Here is a 21,312-nt window from a genome sequence, read left to right as displayed (position 1 = left end):
CCACAGTTGACCCTATTCATCTTTACAACTTGGTCAACGGTGGGAGCGGGCTTGCTCGCGAGGGCGTCAGCTCAAACGACAGAGATCAATGATCCCGAAACTGTTTATGGCAAGCGCTGCAGGCATCTTCTACCTTCTGCACCGCAGGCCCCAGGTTGCTGGCCTTGTACGGCTGAACCTGGCTGGCGATCACCAATTCACCGGTGGCCGCTTCAAGGTTGCGGGCCATCTCCTGAAACTGCGCCTGTTTCTGCCAGACATCATCTTTGGCGCTGGTGTGATCTTCTTCGCGCACCTGCGGAAAATGTTTCCACGGTTCGTGGGACAACGCATCGAGCCTGGCCGCGCCTTCGGCGAACTTCGGCCCGTCGAACGGGATGCGCCCACGCAACATGCCGCCAAGGTCTTCACCGGTCTTGAGCATCTGTTTGAAGATGGCCTTTCGTTGGCCCAGCGGAGAATTCGGATCGACACCGCCACAGGCGGAAAGGGTCAGACAGGCCAGCAATACAACAGCAATGCTTTTAAGAGTCATGGTGGCTTCAGGTCACGGAATTCGGCGGCCAGTATCCTCGCCTCACCAGCAAACACCAATAGCCCTATTAAAAATACGGGTTGTTCGAGCGCATGGAGCGCTCGGACAACCGGCACAGGAATCACTCCATGAACAGCTGCTTCAAGGCCTGGCGTCACCCGTTGATCACCACCCTCCCACTCTTGGCGATCCTCGCCGGCTGTACCGGTGGTGATACCGCCAAGCCAAAAACCCACGCGCTGGCCACTTATTCCAGCGCTAGCTGGGATGCATTGCCGGCTGTATCCGATAGCGACCTGGTCGCCGGGTTCGGCTCGTGGCGCAGCGCCTGCAACCGGCTCAAGGCTGATGCAGTCTGGGGTCCAACCTGTACCGCAGCGGCCAATGTGCCACAGAGTGCCAGCGAGATTCGCGCATTCCTCAAACAGAACCTCGATGTCTTCGGCCTGCGCGCCGAGAACGACAACCCCAACGGCTTGATCACCGGCTACTACGAACCGGTCTACCCCGGCAGCCTGACACCAACCGAAACGGCCAACGTACCGGTGTACGGCGTGCCGGAAGACATGATCATCGTCTCGCTGGACAGCATTTACCCGGAGCTCAAGGGCAAACGTCTGCGCGGTCGCCTCGAAGGTCGGGTGCTCAAGCCTTATGACGACGCCGCGACCATCGAATCAAAAGGCGTGAAAGCTCCCGTCGTGGCTTATCTGACGGACCCGATGAACCTGCAATTCCTGCAGATTCAGGGGTCCGGACGCATTCAGACGCAAGACGGCAAACAGCTGCGCATCGCCTACGCCGACCAGAACGGCCACCCTTATCGCCCCATCGGTCGCTGGCTGGTGGAGCAAGGTGAACTGAAAAAAGAAGACGTGACCATGAACGCGATCAGCAATTGGGCCAAGGCCAATCCGTCGCGCATCCCGGAACTGCTCGGCAGCAACCCGAGCTATGTGTTCTTCACTCGCAATCCGGACAGCAACGAAGGCCCGCGTGGGTCGCTGAACGTGCCTCTGACGGCCGGTTACAGCGCGGCGGTGGACCGCAAGGTGATTCCGCTGGGCAGCCTGCTGTGGCTGTCGACCACTCGCCCTGACGGCACCGCACTGGTACGCCCGGTTGCGGCACAGGACACCGGCGGCGCAATTGCCGGCGAAGTGCGTGCGGATCTGTTCTGGGGCACTGGCGATGCGGCCGGGCAACTGGCCGGGGACATGAAACAACAAGGGCAGATCTGGATGCTCTGGCCCAAGGGTGCAGCGTTGCCGCAAGTGCCGCAGGTGGCGGACAAGACCAAGGACAAATCCTGAGGTGTTCCTGGCCTGATCAATGGCCTTCGCGGGCAAGGCCGCTCCCACAGGTATCAACGGTGAACCCGCACTCGGTGTACACCAAAGAAACCTGCGGGCCCGGGCTTGCCCGCGAAGAGGCCTGCAGCAACACCCAATGGTCAGACAGACACGAAGAAGAACGAAGCAATCAACCCCATCCCCACAAACCACACCAGCGACCGCAAGATCGCCCAGTCCGCCAGATAGCAAATGATGTACAACAGGCGACTGGTGATAAATAGAACGGCCAGCACATTCACCGTCACCAGTTCCGCCGTCCCCACCAGATGCGCAACGATGACCGCCGCGGCAAACGCCGGGGTCACTTCGAAGCTGTTCATTTGCGCCGCATGCGCCCGCCTCGCCACACCGTTGAGACTTTCCAGAAAGTCGCGCGGATCATGGTTGTCACTCAGCCGGTAGCCGCCCACAGCCTTGGCCACTCCCGTGCAGATATACGGCAGAAAAATCGCGATCAACACACACCAGAGAGCTACCGTCATAACGCCGTCCTTTTTCGAGTTATAAAATTCGCGGGCCGTCAGAATTTCATGATCAGCATGCCGATCAATACCAGCCCACAGGCTAAGAGCCGTGGCCGGCCAAAAGGTTCTTTGAGGTAGCGCATGCCGAACAGCACCACCAGGATCACACTGATCTCGCGCAACGCCGCTGCTTCTGCAATCGAGCCCAACTGCATCGCCCACAGCACCAGAGCGTAGCTGGCCAATACGCAGAAGCCCACCGCCAGCCCGAGCTTCCATTGCTCACGCCAGAACAGCATGAACACCGGGCGCCTGGCGACCCACGCCAGCAACGGAAAAGGCCAAGCGCTGAGCAGCGTGACCCAGACCAGGTAATCCAGCGGATGCGACCAGCGTCGCAACGCCTGGCCATCGATGTAGGTATAGCAACCGATGCACACGCCGATCAGCGCCACCACCGGCAACATCGACCACGGCAAGTGCTTGCCGCCACCGCCCTGCCAGAGCAGGCAGACCATGCCGAGCGGAATCAACATGATCCCGACGATCTGCTGCGTGGTGAGCACTTCGCCGGCAAAGATCAGGGTCAGTGCCAGCACCACCAGCGGCGACAACCCACGCATCAACGGATAGACCAGCCCGAGATCGCCGACCCGATAGGCCTGAATCAGCAGGTAGCGATAGAGCAGTTCGAAAGCGGCCGACGCCAGAATCCACGGCCAGATGTCCATGGGTGGCAAGCGCACAAATGGCAACGAGATGGCGACCACCAACAGCGCCACAGTGTCCATGCACGCCACTACCAGCAGCCGTTCGGCGCTGAACTTGATCAGGGTATTCCACGTCGCATGCAACAGCGCCGCCACTAATACCAGAGCTGTCGCCAGCACGTTTCACTCCTTGTTTTTATTCGCCCTGCAGGGAAAATCCGAATAGTCAGATTATTGATTCTCGATGTGTCGGCAGCTGTTTATACTGCAACCGACCACGCCGCACTCACTTGCGCACAGAAAAACTCCAATAATCCCTGACTGGCCCGTGCTCTTTCGAGAACGGTCGTCGGCCTGCGTATGCCTGATCAACGCGTCAAGATTAACGACAGAGACCTCGCGCATGCCACTCGCCTTGTTTGCACTCGCTGTTGCCGCGTTCGGCATCGGCACCACTGAATTCGTCATCATGGGCCTGCTGCCCGACGTCGCCCGCGACCTCGCGGTGAGCATTCCACACGCGGGTCTGTTGATCACCGGTTACGCCCTCGGCGTGGTGTTCGGTGCGCCGATCCTGGCCATCGGCACCGCGAACATGCCGCGTAAGGCCACACTGCTGGGCATGACGTTGATGTTCATTCTCGGCAACGTGCTCTGTGCACTGGCACCGAACTACGCAACGCTGATGGCCGCGCGAGTGGTCACTGCGCTGTGCCACGGCGCGTTCTTCGGCATCGGCTCGGTGGTCGCCGCCGGACTGGTCGCGCCAAACAAGCGGGCGCAAGCGATTGCCATGATGTTCACTGGCCTGACACTGGCCAACGTCCTCGGCGTGCCGCTGGGCACTGCGCTCGGTCAGTACGCTGGCTGGCGCTCGACCTTCTGGGCCGTTTCGGTGATCGGTGTAGTCGCCGCACTGGCACAATGGTTGTGGCTGCCAAAACACATCCCGATGGACAAGGCCAACCTCGCCAGCGAGTTCAAAGTGCTGGGCAAGGTCAACGTGTTGCTGGCCTTGGGCATGAGTGTGCTGGCATCGACCAGCCTGTTCAGCGTGTTCACCTACATCGCCCCGATCCTGCAAGACATCACCGGTGTCAGCCCCCACGGCGTGACCGTCATGCTGCTGTTGTTTGGCGTCGGCCTGACCGGTGGCAGCATGCTCGGCGGACGCCTGGCGGACAGCCGTTTGCTGCCATCACTGGTCGGTGTTGCGCTGGCGGTGGTAGTGATTCTGGCAGCGTTCAGCCAAACCAGCCGTTCAGTGATTCCGGCAGCAATCACCTTGGTGCTGTGGGGCATTTTTGCCTTCGCCCTGTGTCCGATCCTGCAACTGCTGATCATCGATCAGGCCCACGAAGCGCCGAACCTCGGCTCGACCCTGAACCAGAGCGCCTTCAATCTCGGTAACGCGGCGGGTGCATGGATCGGCGGGCTGGTGGTTGCCAGCGGCGCGGATCTGGCGGATCTGCCGTGGACCGGCGCGCTGGTCGGCGTACTGACGGTACTGACAGCGCTTTTCTTTATCTACCTGCAACGTCGTGGCGCCGCTGCGGTCAATGTGCCCGGCTGATTGCGTTGTGCCACAACGCGCCTTCACACCCTCCAATCACAGCACCGAGCAATCGGTGCACTGTCTTTCTACCCCTCATCCAAAGGACCCCGGATGCTTGAACTTGTCGCCGCTTTTATCTGCTTGACCACCCTCCTTACCTTCGTCAACTTCCGCTTCATCGGACTGCCGCCAACCATCGGCGTGATGGTCACTGCTCTGCTGTTCTCGCTGATCCTGCAAGGCCTGAGCGTACTTGGTTATCCCGGTCTCGAAGAACGCGTGCAGCAACTGATCGGCCAGATCGATTTCGGCGATCTGCTGATGAACTGGATGCTCTCGTTTCTGCTCTTCGCCGGCGCCCTGCACGTCAACCTCAACGACCTGCGCAGCTATCGCTGGCCCATCGGCCTGCTGGCAACTTTCGGCGTATTGATCGCCACGGCCGTGATCGGCAGCCTGGCCTATTACATCTTTGCGCTGTTCGGCTGGCACGTGAGCTTCCTTTACTGCCTGTTGTTCGGTGCGCTGATTTCGCCGACGGACCCGATTGCGGTGCTCGGCGTGTTGCGGACCGCCAACGCGTCCAAGCCGCTGAAGACCACCATCGTCGGTGAATCGCTGTTCAATGACGGCACCGCTGTGGTGGTGTTCACCGTGTTGCTGGGCATCGCCCAACTCGGCGAAACCCCGACCATCAGTGCCACGGCCATGCTCTTCGTTCACGAAGCGGTGGGCGGTGTACTGTTTGGCGGGCTGATCGGCTATCTGGTGTACCGGATGATCAAGAGTGTCGAACAGCATCAGATCACCGTGATGCTGACCCTCGCGCTGGTCATTGGCGGTTCGGCGATGGCCACCGAAATTCACGTATCAGCGCCGATTGCGATGGTGGTCGCGGGTTTGATCATCGGTAACGTCGGGCGCAATCTGGCGATGAATGACATGACTCGCCGCTATCTCGACGGTTTCTGGGAGTTGCTCGATGACATGCTCAACGCACTGCTGTTCGCACTGATCGGCATGGAGTTGTTGCTGCTCCCGTTCAACTGGCTGCACATGGCGGCGGCAGGTTTGCTGGCGGTGGCGATTCTGTTGTCGCGCCTGCTCACCGTGGCGCCGGCGATCGTCCTGCTGCGCCGCTGGCGCACGGTGCCGCGCGGAACCATCAGGATTCTCACCTGGGGTGGTTTGCGCGGTGGTGTTTCCGTCGCACTGGCGCTGGCCCTGCCGCTGGGCCCGGAACGCGATCTGCTGCTGAGCATCACGTATATCGTGGTGCTGTCGTCGATCCTGTTGCAGGGCCTGACCATCGGCAAACTGGTCAAGCACGCCACTCGCGACGAGCCGAATGCTGCGACTGAAGCCGTGCATTGATGCATCACTGCGGTGCCGTCGTGGCATACGTTCATGACGCACCGCAGAGCACCTTGAGCAGGTGCCGCATCGCCAACGGCCAGCTCACACAGCACGTTCGGTTCTATCGCCTGCTCGTCGAGGTAGCGCTGAGCGATCTGTCCGCCTGTCTATCTATCTGAGTCACCCTCGCGGGTTTTGCCAGAGCCGGGCTTATCCGGCTTTGGCGCCCCACTCTCACTGCGAATCTGCGCATGACTGATCAGCGCGAAGATGAAGCTGCCGCCAATGATGTTGCCTGCCAGCGTCGGCCCGGCGAAGACCATCCAGAAATCACTCCACGGCAATTCGCCGGCAAACACCAGGTACGACACCTCCGCCGACCCCACGACGATGTGCGTGAAGTCGCCGAGTGCCATGAGATAGGTGATGAGGATGATGATCCACATCTTCGCGCTCTCCATGGACGGAATCATCCAGACCATGGTGGCGATCATCCAGCCGGAGACGATGCCTTTGGCGAACATCTGGCTGGCGTGGTTTTCCATGACCTTGCGGCCGATTTCGAGGAAAGCCTGGTCAGTCTTGCTGTCGAAGATCGGCAGTTCGAGCATCACGTATGCGACCAGAATCGTGCCACACAGGTTGCCGACCAGCACCACCGTCCACAGGCGGATCAGCCGGCCGAAGTTTTTAAGGTTCGGTTTGGTCATGACCGGCAACACGGCGGTCAAGGTGTTTTCGGTGAACAGTTGCTGGCGGGCGAGGATCACCGCAAGAAAGCCTGCGCAGTAACCGAAACTGGCGATCACCTTGAATTCGTCACCCTCGGGCAGGCGCGAATTGAGCAAGCCCATGCCCATCAGGGACAGACCCATGGTCAGCCCGGCCGCCAGCGCCGACCACCAGAGTGCGGCGATGCTGCGCTCGAGCTCCTGATCGCCTTGGGTGCGAATGATTTCATGCAGAACGGCCGCGCGGGGCGGCTGATTTTTCTCGACTTCGTGTTGCTCATCGGCCGAGAGGTCTGGGGTCTTGCCGTCTGTCGGGGTGCTCATGGCGTGGGAACCGTGGGGGGTGGTGTTTACCTACGACCCCAGCGACTCATGGCTGTTCAGTGGCCAGATGAATCTTCGGTGACTGCCCAACCGCCTTCGCGAGCAAGCCCGCTCCCACAGAGATCACTTTGTACTGGTGGGAGCGGGCTTGCTCGCGAAGGCCACGCCGCCGATGTCACTGGGTAACGAGTTCATCTTCCTGAAACTGGTCTTTGACGTACTTGATCTCGGTGCGCCCGTGCGGCGCCGGCAGGCCGTCTTCACCGAGGTTCACAAAAACCATCTTCTCAACGGTGAGAATGCTCTTGCGGGTAATCTTGTTGCGCACTTCGCAGGTCAGGGTGATCGAGGTGCGCCCGAACTCGGTGGCGGTGATGCCCAGCTCGATGATGTCGCCCTGACGTGAGGCGCTGACGAAGTTGATTTCGGAAATGTACTTGGTCACCACGCGCTGATTGCCCAACTGCACGATGGCGTAAATCGCCGCTTCTTCGTCGATCCAGCGCAACAGGCTGCCACCGAACAGGGTGCCGTTGGGGTTCAGGTCTTCGGGTTTTACCCATTTGCGGGTGTGGAAATTCATGGGGGACGGACTCCGAGGTGTTTGGGCATTAGGTTTACTCCCCCAGCTTCAAGTAACAAGCGACAAGCTGCAAGTTAAAGCAGATTCGCAGTGACTTGCCGCTTGTAGCTTGTTACTTGCCACTAGCCGGGCGAAGAAAGCTATAATCGCCACCGATTCAGAACGGCTACTGCCGTTTTCCCGCCACCTGTCCGAGGGGCGCTGCAGCAGGTTCTACCTGTCAGGCTCGGATGGGGCGTTGACCGGCCATAGGCTGGACACTAAACGCACAACGGCGCCCATTCGCATACATTACGAATGGAGGCTCTTCATGAGCGCTGTTATCACGCCTGCAGATTTTAACGATTACAAAGTTGCCGACATGTCCCTGGCTGCCTGGGGCCGTCGCGAAACCATTATCGCCGAATCGGAAATGCCGGCCCTGATGGGTCTGCGTCGCAAGTACTCTGGCGAACAGCCGTTGAAAGGCGCCAAGATCCTCGGCTGCATCCACATGACCATTCAGACGGCCGTGCTGATCGAAACCCTGGTTGCCCTGGGTGCCGAAGTACGCTGGTCGTCGTGCAACATTTTCTCCACTCAGGATCAGGCTGCTGCCGCTATCGCTGCTGCCGGCATCCCGGTTTTCGCCTGGAAAGGCGAGACTGAAGAAGAGTACGAGTGGTGCCTGGAGCAGACCATCCTGAAGGATGGCCAGCCATGGGACGCCAACATGATCCTCGACGACGGCGGCGACCTGACCGAGCTGCTGCACAAGAAATACCCGGCCGTTCTGGACCGCGTTCACGGCGTGACCGAAGAAACCACCACCGGCGTACACCGTCTGCTGGACATGCTGGCCAAGGGCGAGCTGAAAATCCCGGCCATCAACGTCAACGACTCGGTGACCAAGTCCAAGAACGACAACAAGTACGGCTGCCGTCACAGCCTGAACGACGCGATCAAGCGCGGCACCGACCACCTGCTGTCCGGCAAGCAAGCGCTGGTCATCGGCTACGGTGACGTGGGCAAGGGCTCCGCTCAGTCCCTGCGTCAGGAAGGCATGATCGTCAAGGTTTCCGAAGTTGACCCGATCTGCGCCATGCAAGCCTGCATGGACGGTTTCGAACTGGTTTCGCCGTTCATCGACGGCATCAACGACGGTTCCGAAGCGAGCATCGACAAAGCGCTGCTGGGCAAGATCGACCTGATCGTGACCACCACCGGTAACGTCAACGTTTGCGACGCGAACATGCTCAAAGCCCTGAAGAAGCGCGCCGTTGTCTGCAACATCGGTCACTTCGACAACGAAATCGACACCGCTTTCATGCGCAAGAACTGGGCATGGGAAGAAGTGAAGCCACAGGTACACAAGATCCACCGTACCGGGCCGGGCGCTTTCGACGCGCAGAACGACGACTACCTGATCCTGCTGGCCGAAGGCCGTCTGGTGAACCTGGGTAACGCCACTGGCCACCCAAGCCGCATCATGGACGGTTCGTTCGCCAACCAGGTTCTGGCGCAGATCTTCCTGTTCGGCCAGAAATACGCCGACCTGTCGCCAGCCCAGAAAGCCGAGCGCCTGACCGTTGAAGTACTGCCAAAGAAACTCGACGAAGAAGTGGCCCTGGAAATGGTCCGTGGCTTCGGCGGCGTGGTCACTCAACTGACCAAGCAACAGGCTGACTACATCGGCGTGACCGTCGAAGGCCCGTTCAAGCCGCACGCTTACCGCTACTAACAGGCGCTGACTGCTCGCTCTCCCTGTGGGAGCGGGCTTGCTCGCGAAGGCGGTTCAACATTCAACACCCTTGTTGTCTGACCCGCCGTCTTCGCGAGCAAGCCCGCTCCCACATGGGACTGCAGCGCCTCGAAGGTTCTTGTTTCCAAGGGTATGACCATGTCCCAAGACCGTCGCTACAGCTTCGAGTTCTTCCCGACCAAGACCGATGCTGGGCATGAAAAACTGCTCGCCACTGCCCGTCAGTTGGCCACTTACAACCCTGATTTCTTTTCCTGCACCTATGGCGCTGGTGGTTCGACCCGTGATCGCACCCTCAACACCGTTCTGCAACTGGAAAGCGAAGTCAAAGTCCCGGCCGCACCGCACCTGTCGTGCGTCGGCGACAGCAAGGACGACCTGCGCGGCCTGCTGAACGAGTACAAGGCTGCCGGCATCAAGCGCATCGTCGCCCTGCGTGGTGACCTGCCGTCCGGCATGGGCATGACCAGCGGTGAGCTGCGTCACGCCAATGAACTGGTTGAATTCATTCGTGAAGAAACCGGCGATCATTTCCACATCGAAGTCGCTGCTTACCCGGAGATGCATCCGCAAGCACGCAACTACGAAGACGATCTCGCCAACTTCGTGCGCAAGGCCCGCGCCGGCGCCGACAGCGCGATCACCCAGTACTTCTTCAACGCCGACAGCTACTTCTATTTCGTCGACCGTTTGCAGGCGCAGGGTGTCGATCTGCCGATTGTCCCTGGGATCATGCCGATCACCAACTACAGCAAACTCGCGCGCTTCTCCGATGCCTGCGGTGCGGAAATCCCGCGCTGGGTGCGCAAGCAACTGGAAGCCTACGGCGATGACACCCAAAGCATTCAGCGCTTTGGTGAGCAAGTCGTCAGCGAGATGTGCGAACGCCTGTTGCAGGGTGGCGCACCGGGGCTGCACTTCTATTCCATGAACCAGGCAGAACCTAGCCTGGCGATCTGGAATAACCTGAAGTTGCCGCGCTGAAGCAGCACAAGCTTCAAGCTGAAAGCGACAAGCAAGATCAAAAGATCGCAGTCTTCGGCAACTCCTACAGGGGTTGGCGGCGCTGCGATTTTTTGCGTTTGAATCCCCGTTTTAGAGCTTGTGCAGGCACTTTCTGGCTCTTTCGCGTTTCTCGTCGTAATCTCAAGCCATGCCTTTGATCACACAGTTATTCGCCGTGCTGGTTTTTGCTTGCCTGAGCTTTGCTGCTCGAGGCGAGAAGCTGCGTATTGTCACCGAGCCGTGGGCGCCTTACGTGTATGAAGAAAACGGTAAAAAACTCGGGCTGGATTACGAGACCACCGCCATTGTCTTCAAACGCCTGGGCATCGAAGTCGAATGGCAGTTCCTGCCGTGGAAGCGTTGCCTGTCGATGCTTGAGACCGGTCAGGCTGACGGTGCGCTGGATATCTTTCACAGCGAAGAGCGCGACGCCACCCTGCTCTATCCCGTCGAGCCGCTGTCGGACGTTGAGTTCGTCTTGTTTTACGCCAACGACCGGCCGCACCCGTTCAGCAAACTCGAAGAGCTCAAAGGCCTGACCATCGGCACTTCGCCAGGTTATCTGTACAGCCCCGATTTCAGCGAATCAACGTTGTTTACCCGTGAACCGGCACCGACCCACGAAGCCAACTTCGGCAAACTGGTGCGCGGTCGCATCGACTTGCTGATCACCGATCGCCGCGTGGGCCAGCATTTGCTCGATGAGCTGGATATTCGCGATCAGATCACTGAGAACCCGACGGTTATCAGTCGTCAGAGCCAATATCTGGCGGTTCGCCGCAACGCCGGCATGGATTTGCTGGTGCAGCGATTCGGCGCCGAACTCAAGCGCTTCAAGCGCGAACCGGCCTACGCCGAGCTCAGCGCACGCTACGGCGCAGCACCGGTCAGCGACGCGCCGATGAGCAATGCGTCGGTGAGCAGTGAAACCGTTGAGCAGCAGGAAAGCAGCGCGCAGTGATTGCTCTGTTATACTCCGGCGTTCCCGCCAGGCTCACGCCCGGACGCCCGGAACCGTAACAGGCCTCTCGACCCGCTACAGCGCAGCTTTGCAGCCCGCGCGAGCGCTCCAGACGTGCCTTCGGAACCGCAGCAGGACCGGACGGGATTGCGTCCTCTTAAACGCCATTCGCGCCAGGCAAGACTCCCATTGGGCCAAGCCCTAACTAAAACAGGATTACTCATGTCCTTTGCTTCCCTCGGTCTCTCCGAGGCTTTAGTCCGCGCCATCGAAGATGCGGGCTATACCGAGCCTACTCCGGTGCAACAGCGGGCCATTCCCGCCGTGTTGCAAGGTCGCGACCTGATGGTTGCGGCACAGACAGGTACCGGTAAAACCGGCGGTTTCGCCCTTCCGATCCTGGAGCGGTTGTTCCCCAACGGTCACCCGGACAAATCCCAGCGTCACGGCCCGCGCCAACCGCGCGTACTGGTCCTGACCCCGACCCGCGAACTCGCGGCCCAGGTTCACGAGAGCTTCAAGATCTACGCCCGTGACCTGAAATTCGTCAGCGCCTGCATTTTCGGCGGTGTCGGCATGAATCCTCAGGTTCAGGCCATGTCCCGTGGCGTCGACGTCCTCGTCGCCTGCCCTGGCCGTCTGCTCGACCTCTGCGGCCAGGGCAGCGTTGACCTGTCCCACGTTGAAATCCTCGTACTCGACGAAGCCGACCGCATGCTCGACATGGGTTTCGTCCACGACGTGAAGAAAGTCCTCGCACGCCTGCCCGCCAAGCGTCAGAACCTGCTGTTCTCGGCGACGTTCTCCAAGGACATCACCGACCTCGCCGGCAAGCTGCTGCACAACCCGGAACGCATCGAAGTGACGCCGCCGAACACTACGGTCGAGCGCATCGAACAACGCGTCTTCCGTCTGCCTGCCAGCCACAAGCGTGCGCTGCTGGCACACCTGATCACCGCCGGCGCGTGGGAACAGGTGCTGGTCTTCACCCGTACCAAGCACGGCGCCAACCGTCTGGCCGAATACCTGGACAAACACGGCTTGCCGGCTGTGGCGATCCACGGCAACAAGAGCCAGAACGCGCGGACAAAAGCGCTGGCCGACTTCAAGGCCAACCAGGTGCGCATCCTGGTGGCTACCGACATCGCCGCACGCGGCCTGGACATCGATCAGTTGCCGCACGTAGTCAACTTCGAACTGCCGAACGTCGATGAAGATTACGTTCACCGTATCGGCCGTACTGGCCGTGCCGGTCGTTCGGGCGAGGCGATCTCGCTGGTTGCCCCGGACGAAGAAAAACTGCTGAAAAGCATCGAGCGCATGACCAAGCAGAAAATCGCCGACGGCGACCTGATGGGCTTCGATTCGAGCACCATTGAAGCCGAGAAGCCGGAAGCCCGTGAGCGTCCGGACATGCGCAACCCGCGCAATCCACGTGGCCCACGCGGCGACGGCCCGAATGGCGGCGGCGGTGGCGGCGGTCGCAAGGACAAAGGCAAGGACAAGGGCAAGGAAAAACCGGCCGGTGAACGTGGCGAGCGCCCTGCCCGTCAGCAGAAGCCGCGCGAAGGTACCCCGAGCCGTGAACAGCGTCCGAGCCAGCCGCCGCGCGCCGCAGCTGATCGGGCACCGGACGAGTTCCTCGACGACGATATCGATAACTTCGGTAACCGCGTTGACTACGTGCCGAAGGCGGCTCCAGCCGGCGGCCGTGGTCGTCGTCCAGGCGCACCGGCCCAGGGCGCAGGTTCCGGCGCACCACGCGGCGGTCAGTCGCAAGGTCGCCAGAACGGCCCGCGCAACAGCAACGGTTCGAGCACCGGCACCCCGCCAGGCAAACGCAGCGGCCCGCGCAACGGTGCACCGCGTGATGGTCAGTCGGGTCGTCGTGACGATTCCGCCTCGTCGTCGCGCAACCGCCGTCCGGCCCGTGACGATCAGCCACGCAGCGAACCCGCCGTGCAGAACCCGCGCAGCACTGGCCCGAAGATCATGCACAAGGAATCGAAAGCCGACCGCTTCCCGACGCCTGAGCAGCTCGACCAACTGCCAAGCCGCCCACGTGGCGAAAAACCAGCGCTGCTGACCCGCAATCGCTGAGTTAACGTCGCCATAAAAGATGCCCCGTCTCGAAAGAGCCGGGGCATTTTTTATGGCGCTACAAATCCCCCTGAATCACCGCATATTCCCTGTGGGAGCGAGCCTGCTCGCGAAGGCGGCGGGTCAGTCAGCAATGATGTTGCCTGAATGACCGCTTTCGCGAGCAGGCTCGCTCCCACAGGGGATGTGTATGACGGGCAATAAAAAACGCCCCCGGTCTTTCGACCGGGGGCGTTTTTGTGTGGCAGAGCGAAAGTTATTTAACTTTCACGCCTTCCAGCGAGATGTCCAGATCCGCAGTTTGCGAGGTAGGACCTGGGCCCTTGATCCCGAAATCGTTCAGATTGAGGGTGGTCTTGGCGTTGAAGCCAGCACGCTCGCCGCCCCATGGGTCCTTGCCTTCGCCGTTGAACGTGGCCTTGAAGGTCACAGGCTTGGTCACACCGTGCAGGGTCAGATCGCCAGTCACATCAGCCGTCTTTTCACCGGTCGATTTAACGGCGGTGGAGACGAACTTGGCATCAGCAAACTTGCCAACATCCAGGAAGTCTTTGCTGGCGATGTGCTTGTCACGTTCAGCGTGGTTCGACCACAGGCTCGCGGTTTTCACGTCAACCGAGATCTTGCTGGCTTCAGGCTTGGCCGAATCCCACGAGAACGTGCCGTCGAAATCTTTGAAAGTACCGTGGATGAAGCTGTAGCCCAGGTGGCTGATTTTCCAGTCAACGAAGGCGTGCTGACCTTCCTTGTCGATTTTGTAGTCCGCTGCCATGGCCTGGGCCGAGAGCAGTGCAGAACCGATTGCCAGAGCGGCCAGAGTCTTTTTCAACATGCTTTCTTTTCCTTTGAGTCGAGGTTGAATTTCAGGCTTTGCGACCGAGCATTCGCGTCAGGGTCGCATCATGATCGATAAAGTGGTGCTTCAATGCTGCCAACGCATGGAGACCGGAAAAAATTACCAGCGCCCACGCCAGCCAGAGATGAATCACCCCGGCGGTATCTGCCTGATCCGGTAGCCCGGAAACCAGTGCAGGCACTTCAAACAGGCCAAACACCGGAATCCCGACACCGTCTGCGGTGGAAATCAGGTAACCGGCAAGCATCACAGCGAACAGCGCCAGATACAGAAACCCGTGGCCGAATTTGGCGCCGAGACGGGTCATGCGGCTGTAGCTTTGCAGCGTCGGCGGCGGTGGGCTGATAAAGCGCCACAGCACCCGTAAAACCATCACACCGAGCAGCACCAGGCCGATGCTCTTGTGCAGATCCGGCGCGTCTTTGCGCCAGCTGCTGTAGTAATCCAGCCCGACCATCCACAAGCCCAGCGCGAATAGCCCGAAGACCACCAGCGCCACGCCCCAGTGCATGAACATGCTGACCCAACCATAGCGCGAAGAAGAGTTACGTAGCTGCATTGCCCAAATCCTGTGAGAACTGCGAATCAAGACTAGCGAGTTATCTATCGAATTAAAGCGGAAAATTTTGCTTTGAAATATCGAGAAATACGATCAAGAGTCTGTAAGTGGCGTGTTAAGGAAAGATTAACGGGGAAAGTGTGGCGGGAGTTAGGTGGCAGATCCTGATGATGCGCTGTCTGGACAGGCTTCATCGCGGGCAGGCCCGCTCCCACAGTGGTCGGTGGCGTTCACAAATTCTGCGTTCACCTCAGAAACCTGTGGGAGCTGGCTTGCCAGCGATGGGGCCCTCACAGGCAAAAAAAAGCGCGGCATAAACGCCGCGCTTTTCATTCACCGCAAGGCTTACTGCGCCTTGGTCTCGGTCGTTGCAGCAGGCTTGGCCGCTGGCTTCTTCGCCGGTTCAGCCTTTTTCGCCGCTGGTTTGGCCGCAGGCTTTTTCGCCTCGGTTTTCGCAGCCGGCTTCTTCGCCGCTGGTTTGGCCGCCGCTTTTTTCGCTGGCTCGGCTTTGACCGGAGCTGCAGGCTTCGGTGCTTCCACCGGAGCTGGCGCGGGTGCCGGAGTCGGCGCAGGCGCTGGTGCGACCGGAGCAGGAGCTGGCTCTGGCGCCTTCACAGGCTCAGGCTTCTTGTCGTCATCCGAACCGCCGAACAGGTTGGTGAAGAAGTTGCCCTTCTTCGCCGCCACGGCACCCGCCGCACCCGCCGCTGCTGCAGCCGGCACTACTTTCGCCGGTTCAAACGACTTGCCCGCCGCCAGGTCTTCAACCTGACTGGCCGCACGCTGACCGGTGCGCAGTGCGCCTTCCAGCGTGCCCGGGTACAAGGTATCGGTGTGTTCGCCAGCAAACGTCACGCGTTGCAGCGGACGTTCCCACAGGCGCCAGAACTTGCTGATCTGCCCCGGGCCGTAAGCCAGGTACGCGCCGCCCATCGACGGGTCGGTGCTGTAGCGGCGGATTTCATAACCGGTGAACGAGCCACGGGCCTGAGGATAAAACGCGTGCAGACGGATCAGTACCTGATCGACCATTTGCTTGTCGCCGAACGCCTGCATCACGCGGGCGTTGTCGCCGGACAGGTTGATCACCACGTTGGCGCCGCCCTTCAGCGCGGGCTCGATCCAGAGCATGCCGAGGCCGGCGTTGCTGTAGATCTCGCCGGACATGCGCGCCTTGCTTTCCCACACCGGCGTCTTGAACTTCAGCATGATCTGGTCACGCCAGCCGTAGTTGGTGCCCTTGATCGCTGCCAGATGCTGGGCATCCAGCGCCGGGGTCAGGGCAATCTTGTTCAGTGCGCGCAGCGGCACAGCCAGCACCACGTAGTCAGCCTGGTAGCCAACACTGCCGACCTTGACGGTCACGCCGTCCTTGTCCTGAGTGATCGCAGACACCGGCGAGTTGGTCTTGATGGTCTTGATCTGTTTGACGAACGCCTGCGCCAGCACCTGGCTGCCGCCGACCAGACGCGAAGCACGCAGGTCACGGTCGGAAACGCCGCGATACACGCGGTTCTGCTGCGCGAAGTACAGCAGCGACAGACGCGAAGGTTCATCGTAGTGGGTGCGGATGTCCTGGTTGATCAACTGGCGCGCGGTGGCTGGCAGGTTCTGCTTGTCGAGCCAGCTCGCTACGGTGATCTGGTCCAGCGCGTGCAGGGTGTTGGTCGCCGCCGGGTTCTGCGGGTCGTCAATCGAGCGCGCCAGATCGTCGAGGGTTTTCTGGTAGCGCTTCAAGGCATCGGCGGTGGCTGGCTGCCTGGTGGCCAGATCGGCGGCGGAGAAATACTCGCCGTCGATCAGGTAACCCGGGGTGCGCACGAATTCCGGCGCCGGCGTGGTGCCCAGCTTGAACGTCGAAACGTACTTGTTCAGCACTGGCTGGGTCTTGTCGTTGCCGATCCACTCGCTGGTGGCCATGCCCGAACGACCGCCCAGGCTCGGCTTGGCTTCCAGAAGCGTGACCTGCCAGCCTTTGTTTTGCAGTTCATAAGCGGCGGTCAGGCCCGACAGGCCGCCACCGATCACGATTGCGGTTTTATCCTTGGCCAGCGCTGTAACGCTGAACAGCCCCAACACCACCAGCGCACAGGCGCGCAGCCAACCGACAGACATTCAGCGAACTCCGGAAATACACGTAGGAAAAAGCAGTTTTGCGGGCCAGTCGACCCAAAGAACCGCGAAGAATACGTCAGCCATCAAAACGCCGCCAGCGACGTCTATCCGCCCATACAAAGTAGCTCAATCGACACAATGGGTTGTTCCCGCGCGACGCATTGCATAGGCTTGCGCGATTGTTTGCCCGCGCCTGACGCGAGCCGCCTCGAGGAGACTGTAAATGGGCCTGAATAACCAGTGGATGCAACGCGACCTCGCGGTGTTGTGGCATCCCTGCACCCAGATGAAAGACCACGAACAGCTGCCGCTGATCCCGATCAAGCGCGGTGAAGGCGTCTGGCTCGAAGACTTCGAAGGCAAGCGCTACCTCGACGCGGTCAGCTCCTGGTGGGTCAACGTGTTCGGCCACGCCAACCCGCGCATCAACCAGCGCATCAAGGATCAGGTCGATCAGCTGGAGCACGTGATTCTTGCCGGTTTCAGCCATCAACCGGTGATCGAGTTGTCCGAGCGTCTGGTGAAGATGACGCCGGAAGGCCTGAACCGGGTGTTCTACGCCGATAACGGTTCGTCCTGCATCGAAGTCGCACTGAAAATGAGCTTTCACTACTGGCTCAATTGCGGTCAGCCGAACAAGAAGCGCTTCGTCACGCTGACCAACAGCTACCACGGCGAAACCATGGCGGCGATGGCGGTCGGTGACGTGCCGTTGTTCACCGAAACCTACAAAGCCCTGCTGATGGACACCCTCAAGGTGCCGAGCCCGGATTGCTATGGGCGCCCTGAAGGCATGAGCTGGGAAGAACATTCACGCCATATGTTCGCGGCCATGGAACAGACGTTGGCCGAGCATCATGACAGCCTCGCGGCAGTGATCGTCGAACCGCTGATTCAGGGCGCCGGCGGCATGCGCATGTACCATCCGGTGTATCTCAAACTGCTGCGCGAAGCTTGCGACCGCTATGGCGTGCATCTGATCCTCGACGAGATTGCCGTGGGCTTCGGTCGCACCGGGACGATGTTTGCCTGCGAGCAGGCCGGCATCCGCCCGGACTTCCTCTGCCTGTCGAAAGCCCTGACCGGCGGTTACTTGCCGCTGGCGGCGTGCCTGACCACCGATGAGGTCTACAGCGCGTTCTACGACGACTACCCGACCCTGCGCGCCTTCCTCCATTCGCACAGCTACACCGGCAATCCGCTGGCGTGCGCGGCGGCATTGGCGACGCTGGATATCTTCGAGCAGGACAACGTCATCGAGAACAACAAGGCCCTGGCCCAGCGCATGGCTTCGGCGACGGCGCACCTGGTCGATCACCCGAACGTGTCTGAAGTGCGTCAGACCGGCATGGTTCTGGCCATCGAGATGGTCAAGGATAAAGCCACCAAAGAAGCCTACCCTTGGCAGGAACGTCGTGGTTTGAAGGTGTTCCAGCATGCGCTGGAGCGTGGCGCGCTGCTGCGTCCGCTGGGCAGCGTGGTGTATTTCCTGCCGCCCTACGTCATTACCCCGGAGCAGATCGACTTCCTCGCCGAAGTCGCCAGCGAAGGCATCGACATTGCTACCCGTGACAGCGTCAGCGTCGCCGTGCCGAAAGATTTCCACCCCAGTTTCCGTGATCCGGGTTGATTCGGCTTGCTTGAGATTTGCGGTGTTTGAACGACCGTTTTCGCGAGCAGGCTCGCTCCCACATCTGCAATGCATTCCCCTGTGGGAGCGAGCCTGCTCGCGAATGAAGTCGACACCGATCCAACTGATTCACATTTTTACAGAGACCCGAAATGAGACTGTCCCGCTTCTTTATCGATGCCCCCCTGAGCACCGGCGAACACGAATTGCCGGAAGCCCAGGCGCATTACATCAGCCGCGTGCTGCGCATGGCCGAGGGCGATGCGGTGCAGTTGTTCGACGGCTCCGGCCATGAATTTTCGGGCTCGCTGCTGGAAGTCGGCAAGAAGCGCGTGACCGTGCAGATCACCGAGCAATTCGCCGGTCAGGTTGAATCGCCGCTGCACATCCACCTCGGCCAGGGCCTGTCCCGGGGCGAACGGATGGATTGGGCAATTCAGAAAGCCACCGAACTGGGCGTGAATGAAATCACGCCGATCTTCAGTGATCGCTGCGAAGTCCGCCTCAAGGACGAACGCGCCGACAAACGCCTGCTGCACTGGCGCCAGGTGGCGATCAGCGCGTGCGAGCAGTGCGGGCGTTCGCGGGTGCCGGTGATTCATCCGCCAGTGATGTTGGCGGACTGGATCAAGCAGACCGAAGCCGAATTGAAACTGGTGCTGCACCCGGTGGCCGAGCCATTGGTCAGTCATGCGAAACCGGCGACTTTGGCGTTCCTGATCGGGCCTGAAGGCGGTTTGACCGATGCCGAAGTCGAGCAGGCCAAGGGCAACGGCTTCCACGCCGCCCGCCTCGGCCCGCGTGTGTTGCGCACCGAGACCGCGCCGGTGGTGGCGCTGGCGGTGGCCCAGCAGCTTTGGGGTGATTTCTAAGGCCCCTTCGCGAGCAAGCCCGCTCCCACAGTAGATCTCCGGTGAACACAGATTTTGTGAACACCCTAGATCCAATGTGGGAGCGAGCTTGCTCGCGAATGCGGCGTGTCATTCAGCAAAAAAGTTGGTTGACCTGACGCCTTCGCGAGCAAGCTCGCTCCAACAGGGATTACATTTACAGGACATAAAACAAGATCGCCACAAAGTGCAGCAAGCTCCCGGCAATCACAAACAAGTGCCAGATGCCATGCGCATGCCGTAGCCGGTGATCCAGGGCAAAAAAGATAATCCCCACCGTGTACAAAACCCCGCCCGACGCCAACCAGGCAAACCCGGTGGTGCCCAGCGCCGCAATCAACGGTTTGACCGCCACCAGCACGATCCAGCCCATCACCGCATAAATCACGATCGACAGGATCCGCGCTTCCGAACGCGGTTTGATCTCTTGCAGGATGCCGATCAGCGCCAGCCCCCAGACAATCCCGAACAGCGTCCAGCCCCACGGCCCGCGCAGGGTCACCAGACAAAACGGCGTGTAACTGCCGGCAATCAACAAATAGATCGAAAAGTGATCAACCTTTTTCATGATCGCTTTCTTGCGCCCGCGCACGCTGTGGTACACGGTCGAAGCGCTGTAGAGCACCAGCAAGGTAACCGCGTAAATCGCCACGCTGACAATCTTCCACGGGCTGCCGTCGAGGCTGGCAATCACCAGCATCCACACGCCGCCGATAAACGCTGCCACTGCCCCGACCAGATGCGTCCAGGCGTTGAGTTTTTCTCCGTGATACATGTCTTGCTCACCTCACATTCGTTACCGCAGCGCGCAAGGCTCGGGCCTTGAGCGTAAAAGCGCAATGTTTCTGTTCAACACGGGCCTGCGCACGTCGTGGTAATTGGGCACAATCGGCCGATACCAAAAAGAGCCCGCGCCATGCTGATCGACGAAGAATTGACCCTGAAAAAACTCGAGGTGTTCCTCGCCTTCATGCGCACCGGCAACCTCGCCCGCGCCGCTGCCGAGTTGCAGACCAGCAACGTCAGCGTGCACCGCGCGATTCACTCACTGGAAAGCGCCCTGCGCTGCCCGCTGTTCAAGCACGAAGGGCGCAACCTGACGCCGCTGGAAAGCGCTTATGTGCTGGAAGAGCGTGCGCAAAAGCTGATCAACGACGTCGTCGAAAGCGTGCGCCTGACCCGCGAAGCCGCCGGCTTCTCCGCGGAACGCTTCAAACTCGGTTCGCTGTATTCGCTGACGGTGAAAACCGTGCCGCAACTGATCATGGGCCTGAAAATCCGCCGCAGCGAACTCAACATCGACCTGATCCTCGGTTCGAACATCGACCTGCTCTACAAGCTGAAAAACATGGAAGTCGACGCGATTCTGGTGTCGCTGGACGACAGTATCAATGACCCGGATTGCGAGCAGATCCCGCTGTTTTCCGACGACATTTTCCTCGCCACGCCAGCGGATTCAAAGTTTGCCCAGCGCAGTGAAGTGGATCTGGCAGAGGTGCGCGATGAAACCTTCATCACCCTGACCCAAGGCTTTGCGACCCATCAGGACGGCGTGCGGGTGTTCAGGCAGGCGGGGTTCGAACCGAAGGTGGCGATGCAGGTGAATGACATTTTCACCCTGTTGAGCATGGTCAGTTCCGGGGTGGGTTATGCATTGCTGCCCGGACGGATTGCGGCGGTGTATGAAAACCGGGTGAAGCTGATCCCATTGCAGGCGAAGTACCGCTTGCAGCAGCACATTGGCGTGGTGTTCTTGAAGGCCAAGGAGCGCGACCCGAATTTGTTGGCGTTGCTGGCGGAGTGTCGTATGTATGCCAATCGCCAGGCTTGAAACCCGGTTGC

Annotated in this window: 19 protein-coding genes, 1 pseudogene and 1 riboswitch; of the genes and pseudogenes, 10 read left to right on the top strand and 10 right to left on the bottom strand. The window is 60.2% G+C overall.

All coding sequences use genetic code 11. The annotated features are described in order from the left end of the window. Positions 1–85: 85 nt before the first annotated feature. Complete coding sequence (locus tag AACY19_RS12880; protein WP_339450654.1) at positions 86–535, bottom strand: c-type cytochrome; 450 nt, start codon at positions 533–535, stop codon at positions 86–88. A gap of 128 nt (positions 536–663) precedes the next feature. Here AACY19_RS12880 and mltA point away from each other — a divergent pair, with 128 nt between their 5' ends. Further along, positions 664–1,848, top strand: coding sequence for a murein transglycosylase A (mltA, locus tag AACY19_RS12875; protein ID WP_339450652.1), 1,185 nt, complete (start codon positions 664–666; stop codon positions 1,846–1,848). 140 nt (positions 1,849–1,988) lie between these two features. On the opposite strand, the gene AACY19_RS12870 is transcribed toward mltA, so the two are convergent. Together AACY19_RS12870 and AACY19_RS12865 are read right to left on the bottom strand one after the other, a co-directional pair. Further along, a complete protein-coding gene (locus AACY19_RS12870) occupies positions 1,989–2,372 on the bottom strand; it encodes an MAPEG family protein (protein WP_008081053.1) in 384 nt (127 codons plus the stop codon). A gap of 38 nt (positions 2,373–2,410) precedes the next feature. Then, positions 2,411–3,244, bottom strand: coding sequence for an EamA family transporter (locus tag AACY19_RS12865; RefSeq protein WP_339450650.1), 834 nt, complete (start codon positions 3,242–3,244; stop codon positions 2,411–2,413). 223 nt (positions 3,245–3,467) lie between these two features. Here AACY19_RS12865 and AACY19_RS12860 point away from each other — a divergent pair, with 223 nt between their 5' ends. Together AACY19_RS12860 and AACY19_RS12855 are read left to right on the top strand one after the other, a co-directional pair. Beyond that, on the top strand, positions 3,468–4,637 hold the full coding sequence (locus tag AACY19_RS12860; RefSeq protein WP_339450648.1) for an MFS transporter: 1,170 nt from the start codon (positions 3,468–3,470) through the stop codon (positions 4,635–4,637). Between the two features lie 93 nt (positions 4,638–4,730). Then, entirely contained in the window at positions 4,731–5,993 is a 1,263-nt protein-coding gene (locus AACY19_RS12855; protein ID WP_339450646.1) for a cation:proton antiporter, read from the top strand. Positions 5,994–6,142: 149 nt separating this feature from the next. Here AACY19_RS12855 and AACY19_RS12850 read toward each other — a convergent pair whose 3' ends face one another. Together AACY19_RS12850 and AACY19_RS12845 are read right to left on the bottom strand one after the other, a co-directional pair. Further along, positions 6,143–7,030 carry a formate/nitrite transporter family protein gene (locus tag AACY19_RS12850; RefSeq protein WP_339450644.1) on the bottom strand — a complete coding sequence of 296 codons (888 nt, stop codon included), beginning with the start codon at positions 7,028–7,030 and terminating at the stop codon, positions 6,143–6,145. 175 nt (positions 7,031–7,205) lie between these two features. Continuing rightward, positions 7,206–7,613, bottom strand: coding sequence for a hotdog domain-containing protein (locus AACY19_RS12845; RefSeq protein ID WP_122594710.1), 408 nt, complete (start codon positions 7,611–7,613; stop codon positions 7,206–7,208). A 187-nt stretch (positions 7,614–7,800) separates the two neighbouring features. Continuing rightward, positions 7,801–7,900: riboswitch (S-adenosyl-L-homocysteine riboswitch) on the top strand. Positions 7,901–7,923: 23 nt separating this feature from the next. On the opposite strand from AACY19_RS12845, the gene ahcY reads away from it, so the two are divergent. The 4 genes from ahcY to AACY19_RS12825 all read left to right on the top strand — a co-directional run bounded on the left by ahcY (position 7,924) and on the right by AACY19_RS12825 (position 13,420). Further along, a complete protein-coding gene (ahcY, locus tag AACY19_RS12840) occupies positions 7,924–9,333 on the top strand; it encodes an adenosylhomocysteinase (RefSeq protein ID WP_250605838.1) in 1,410 nt (469 codons plus the stop codon). 159 nt (positions 9,334–9,492) lie between these two features. Next, a complete protein-coding gene (metF, locus tag AACY19_RS12835; RefSeq protein ID WP_339450636.1) occupies positions 9,493–10,338 on the top strand; it encodes a methylenetetrahydrofolate reductase [NAD(P)H] in 846 nt (281 codons plus the stop codon). A 169-nt stretch (positions 10,339–10,507) separates the two neighbouring features. Beyond that, positions 10,508–11,320: a substrate-binding periplasmic protein gene (locus tag AACY19_RS12830; protein WP_339450634.1), complete on the top strand. Its 813-nt coding sequence runs from the start codon at positions 10,508–10,510 to the stop codon at positions 11,318–11,320. A gap of 222 nt (positions 11,321–11,542) precedes the next feature. Continuing rightward, positions 11,543–13,420, top strand: a complete 1,878-nt coding sequence (locus AACY19_RS12825; protein WP_339450632.1) for a DEAD/DEAH box helicase — start codon at positions 11,543–11,545, stop codon at positions 13,418–13,420. Positions 13,421–13,676: 256 nt separating this feature from the next. Here the strand turns inward: AACY19_RS12825 and AACY19_RS12820 are convergent, their stop codons facing one another. The 3 genes from AACY19_RS12820 to AACY19_RS12810 form a co-directional block, all read right to left on the bottom strand. Then, on the bottom strand, positions 13,677–14,252 hold the full coding sequence (locus AACY19_RS12820; protein ID WP_007913714.1) for a YceI family protein: 576 nt from the start codon (positions 14,250–14,252) through the stop codon (positions 13,677–13,679). 31 nt (positions 14,253–14,283) lie between these two features. Then, positions 14,284–14,835 carry a cytochrome b gene (locus tag AACY19_RS12815; protein ID WP_339450630.1) on the bottom strand — a complete coding sequence of 184 codons (552 nt, stop codon included), beginning with the start codon at positions 14,833–14,835 and terminating at the stop codon, positions 14,284–14,286. Positions 14,836–15,180: 345 nt separating this feature from the next. After that, complete coding sequence (locus AACY19_RS12810; RefSeq protein ID WP_339450628.1) at positions 15,181–16,950, bottom strand: flavin monoamine oxidase family protein; 1,770 nt, start codon at positions 16,948–16,950, stop codon at positions 15,181–15,183. Positions 16,951–17,173: 223 nt separating this feature from the next. On the opposite strand from AACY19_RS12810, the gene AACY19_RS12805 reads away from it, so the two are divergent. Both AACY19_RS12805 and AACY19_RS12800 read left to right on the top strand, forming a co-directional pair. Continuing rightward, on the top strand, positions 17,174–18,580 hold the full coding sequence (locus tag AACY19_RS12805; protein ID WP_339450626.1) for an adenosylmethionine--8-amino-7-oxononanoate transaminase: 1,407 nt from the start codon (positions 17,174–17,176) through the stop codon (positions 18,578–18,580). 152 nt (positions 18,581–18,732) lie between these two features. Next, positions 18,733–19,452 carry a 16S rRNA (uracil(1498)-N(3))-methyltransferase gene (locus AACY19_RS12800; RefSeq protein WP_339450624.1) on the top strand — a complete coding sequence of 240 codons (720 nt, stop codon included), beginning with the start codon at positions 18,733–18,735 and terminating at the stop codon, positions 19,450–19,452. 77 nt (positions 19,453–19,529) lie between these two features. On the opposite strand, the pseudogene AACY19_RS12795 reads toward AACY19_RS12800, so the two are convergent. Further along, positions 19,530–19,622: pseudogene (locus AACY19_RS12795) on the bottom strand (metal ABC transporter ATP-binding protein); the annotation flags it as partial. A 5-nt stretch (positions 19,623–19,627) separates the two neighbouring features. Further along, complete coding sequence (trhA, locus tag AACY19_RS12790; protein ID WP_339450622.1) at positions 19,628–20,245, bottom strand: PAQR family membrane homeostasis protein TrhA; 618 nt, start codon at positions 20,243–20,245, stop codon at positions 19,628–19,630. A 141-nt stretch (positions 20,246–20,386) separates the two neighbouring features. Between trhA and AACY19_RS12785 the strand changes: the two genes are divergently transcribed. After that, entirely contained in the window at positions 20,387–21,301 is a 915-nt protein-coding gene (locus AACY19_RS12785) for a LysR family transcriptional regulator (RefSeq protein ID WP_339450620.1), read from the top strand. Positions 21,302–21,312: the final 11 nt, after the last annotated feature.

The organism is Pseudomonas sp. EA_5y_Pfl2_R50 (genome assembly GCF_963970475.1).
In the GTDB taxonomy this organism is placed as follows: domain Bacteria; phylum Pseudomonadota; class Gammaproteobacteria; order Pseudomonadales; family Pseudomonadaceae; genus Aquipseudomonas.
This window is presented reverse-complemented; position numbering and strand designations above follow the sequence as displayed.

What these genes read in the sequence shown, in the direction of transcription:
- ahcY (WP_250605838.1), top strand. Translation starts at nt 7,924, where the DNA reads ATGAGCGCTGTTATCACGCCTGCAGATTTTAACGATTACAAAGTTGCC.
- AACY19_RS12880 (WP_339450654.1), bottom strand. Translation starts at nt 535, where the DNA reads ATGACTCTTAAAAGCATTGCTGTTGTATTGCTGGCCTGTCTGACCCTT.
- AACY19_RS12810 (WP_339450628.1), bottom strand. Translation starts at nt 16,950, where the DNA reads ATGTCTGTCGGTTGGCTGCGCGCCTGTGCGCTGGTGGTGTTGGGGCTG.
- AACY19_RS12800 (WP_339450624.1), top strand. Translation starts at nt 18,733, where the DNA reads ATGAGACTGTCCCGCTTCTTTATCGATGCCCCCCTGAGCACCGGCGAA.
- metF (WP_339450636.1), top strand. Translation starts at nt 9,493, where the DNA reads ATGTCCCAAGACCGTCGCTACAGCTTCGAGTTCTTCCCGACCAAGACC.
- AACY19_RS12805 (WP_339450626.1), top strand. Translation starts at nt 17,174, where the DNA reads ATGGGCCTGAATAACCAGTGGATGCAACGCGACCTCGCGGTGTTGTGG.
- AACY19_RS12830 (WP_339450634.1), top strand. Translation starts at nt 10,508, where the DNA reads ATGCCTTTGATCACACAGTTATTCGCCGTGCTGGTTTTTGCTTGCCTG.
- AACY19_RS12860 (WP_339450648.1), top strand. Translation starts at nt 3,468, where the DNA reads ATGCCACTCGCCTTGTTTGCACTCGCTGTTGCCGCGTTCGGCATCGGC.
- AACY19_RS12820 (WP_007913714.1), bottom strand. Translation starts at nt 14,252, where the DNA reads ATGTTGAAAAAGACTCTGGCCGCTCTGGCAATCGGTTCTGCACTGCTC.
- AACY19_RS12785 (WP_339450620.1), top strand. Translation starts at nt 20,387, where the DNA reads ATGCTGATCGACGAAGAATTGACCCTGAAAAAACTCGAGGTGTTCCTC.
- AACY19_RS12815 (WP_339450630.1), bottom strand. Translation starts at nt 14,835, where the DNA reads ATGCAGCTACGTAACTCTTCTTCGCGCTATGGTTGGGTCAGCATGTTC.
- trhA (WP_339450622.1), bottom strand. Translation starts at nt 20,245, where the DNA reads ATGTATCACGGAGAAAAACTCAACGCCTGGACGCATCTGGTCGGGGCA.
- AACY19_RS12870 (WP_008081053.1), bottom strand. Translation starts at nt 2,372, where the DNA reads ATGACGGTAGCTCTCTGGTGTGTGTTGATCGCGATTTTTCTGCCGTAT.
- AACY19_RS12850 (WP_339450644.1), bottom strand. Translation starts at nt 7,030, where the DNA reads ATGAGCACCCCGACAGACGGCAAGACCCCAGACCTCTCGGCCGATGAG.
- mltA (WP_339450652.1), top strand. Translation starts at nt 664, where the DNA reads ATGAACAGCTGCTTCAAGGCCTGGCGTCACCCGTTGATCACCACCCTC.
- AACY19_RS12845 (WP_122594710.1), bottom strand. Translation starts at nt 7,613, where the DNA reads ATGAATTTCCACACCCGCAAATGGGTAAAACCCGAAGACCTGAACCCC.
- AACY19_RS12825 (WP_339450632.1), top strand. Translation starts at nt 11,543, where the DNA reads ATGTCCTTTGCTTCCCTCGGTCTCTCCGAGGCTTTAGTCCGCGCCATC.
- AACY19_RS12855 (WP_339450646.1), top strand. Translation starts at nt 4,731, where the DNA reads ATGCTTGAACTTGTCGCCGCTTTTATCTGCTTGACCACCCTCCTTACC.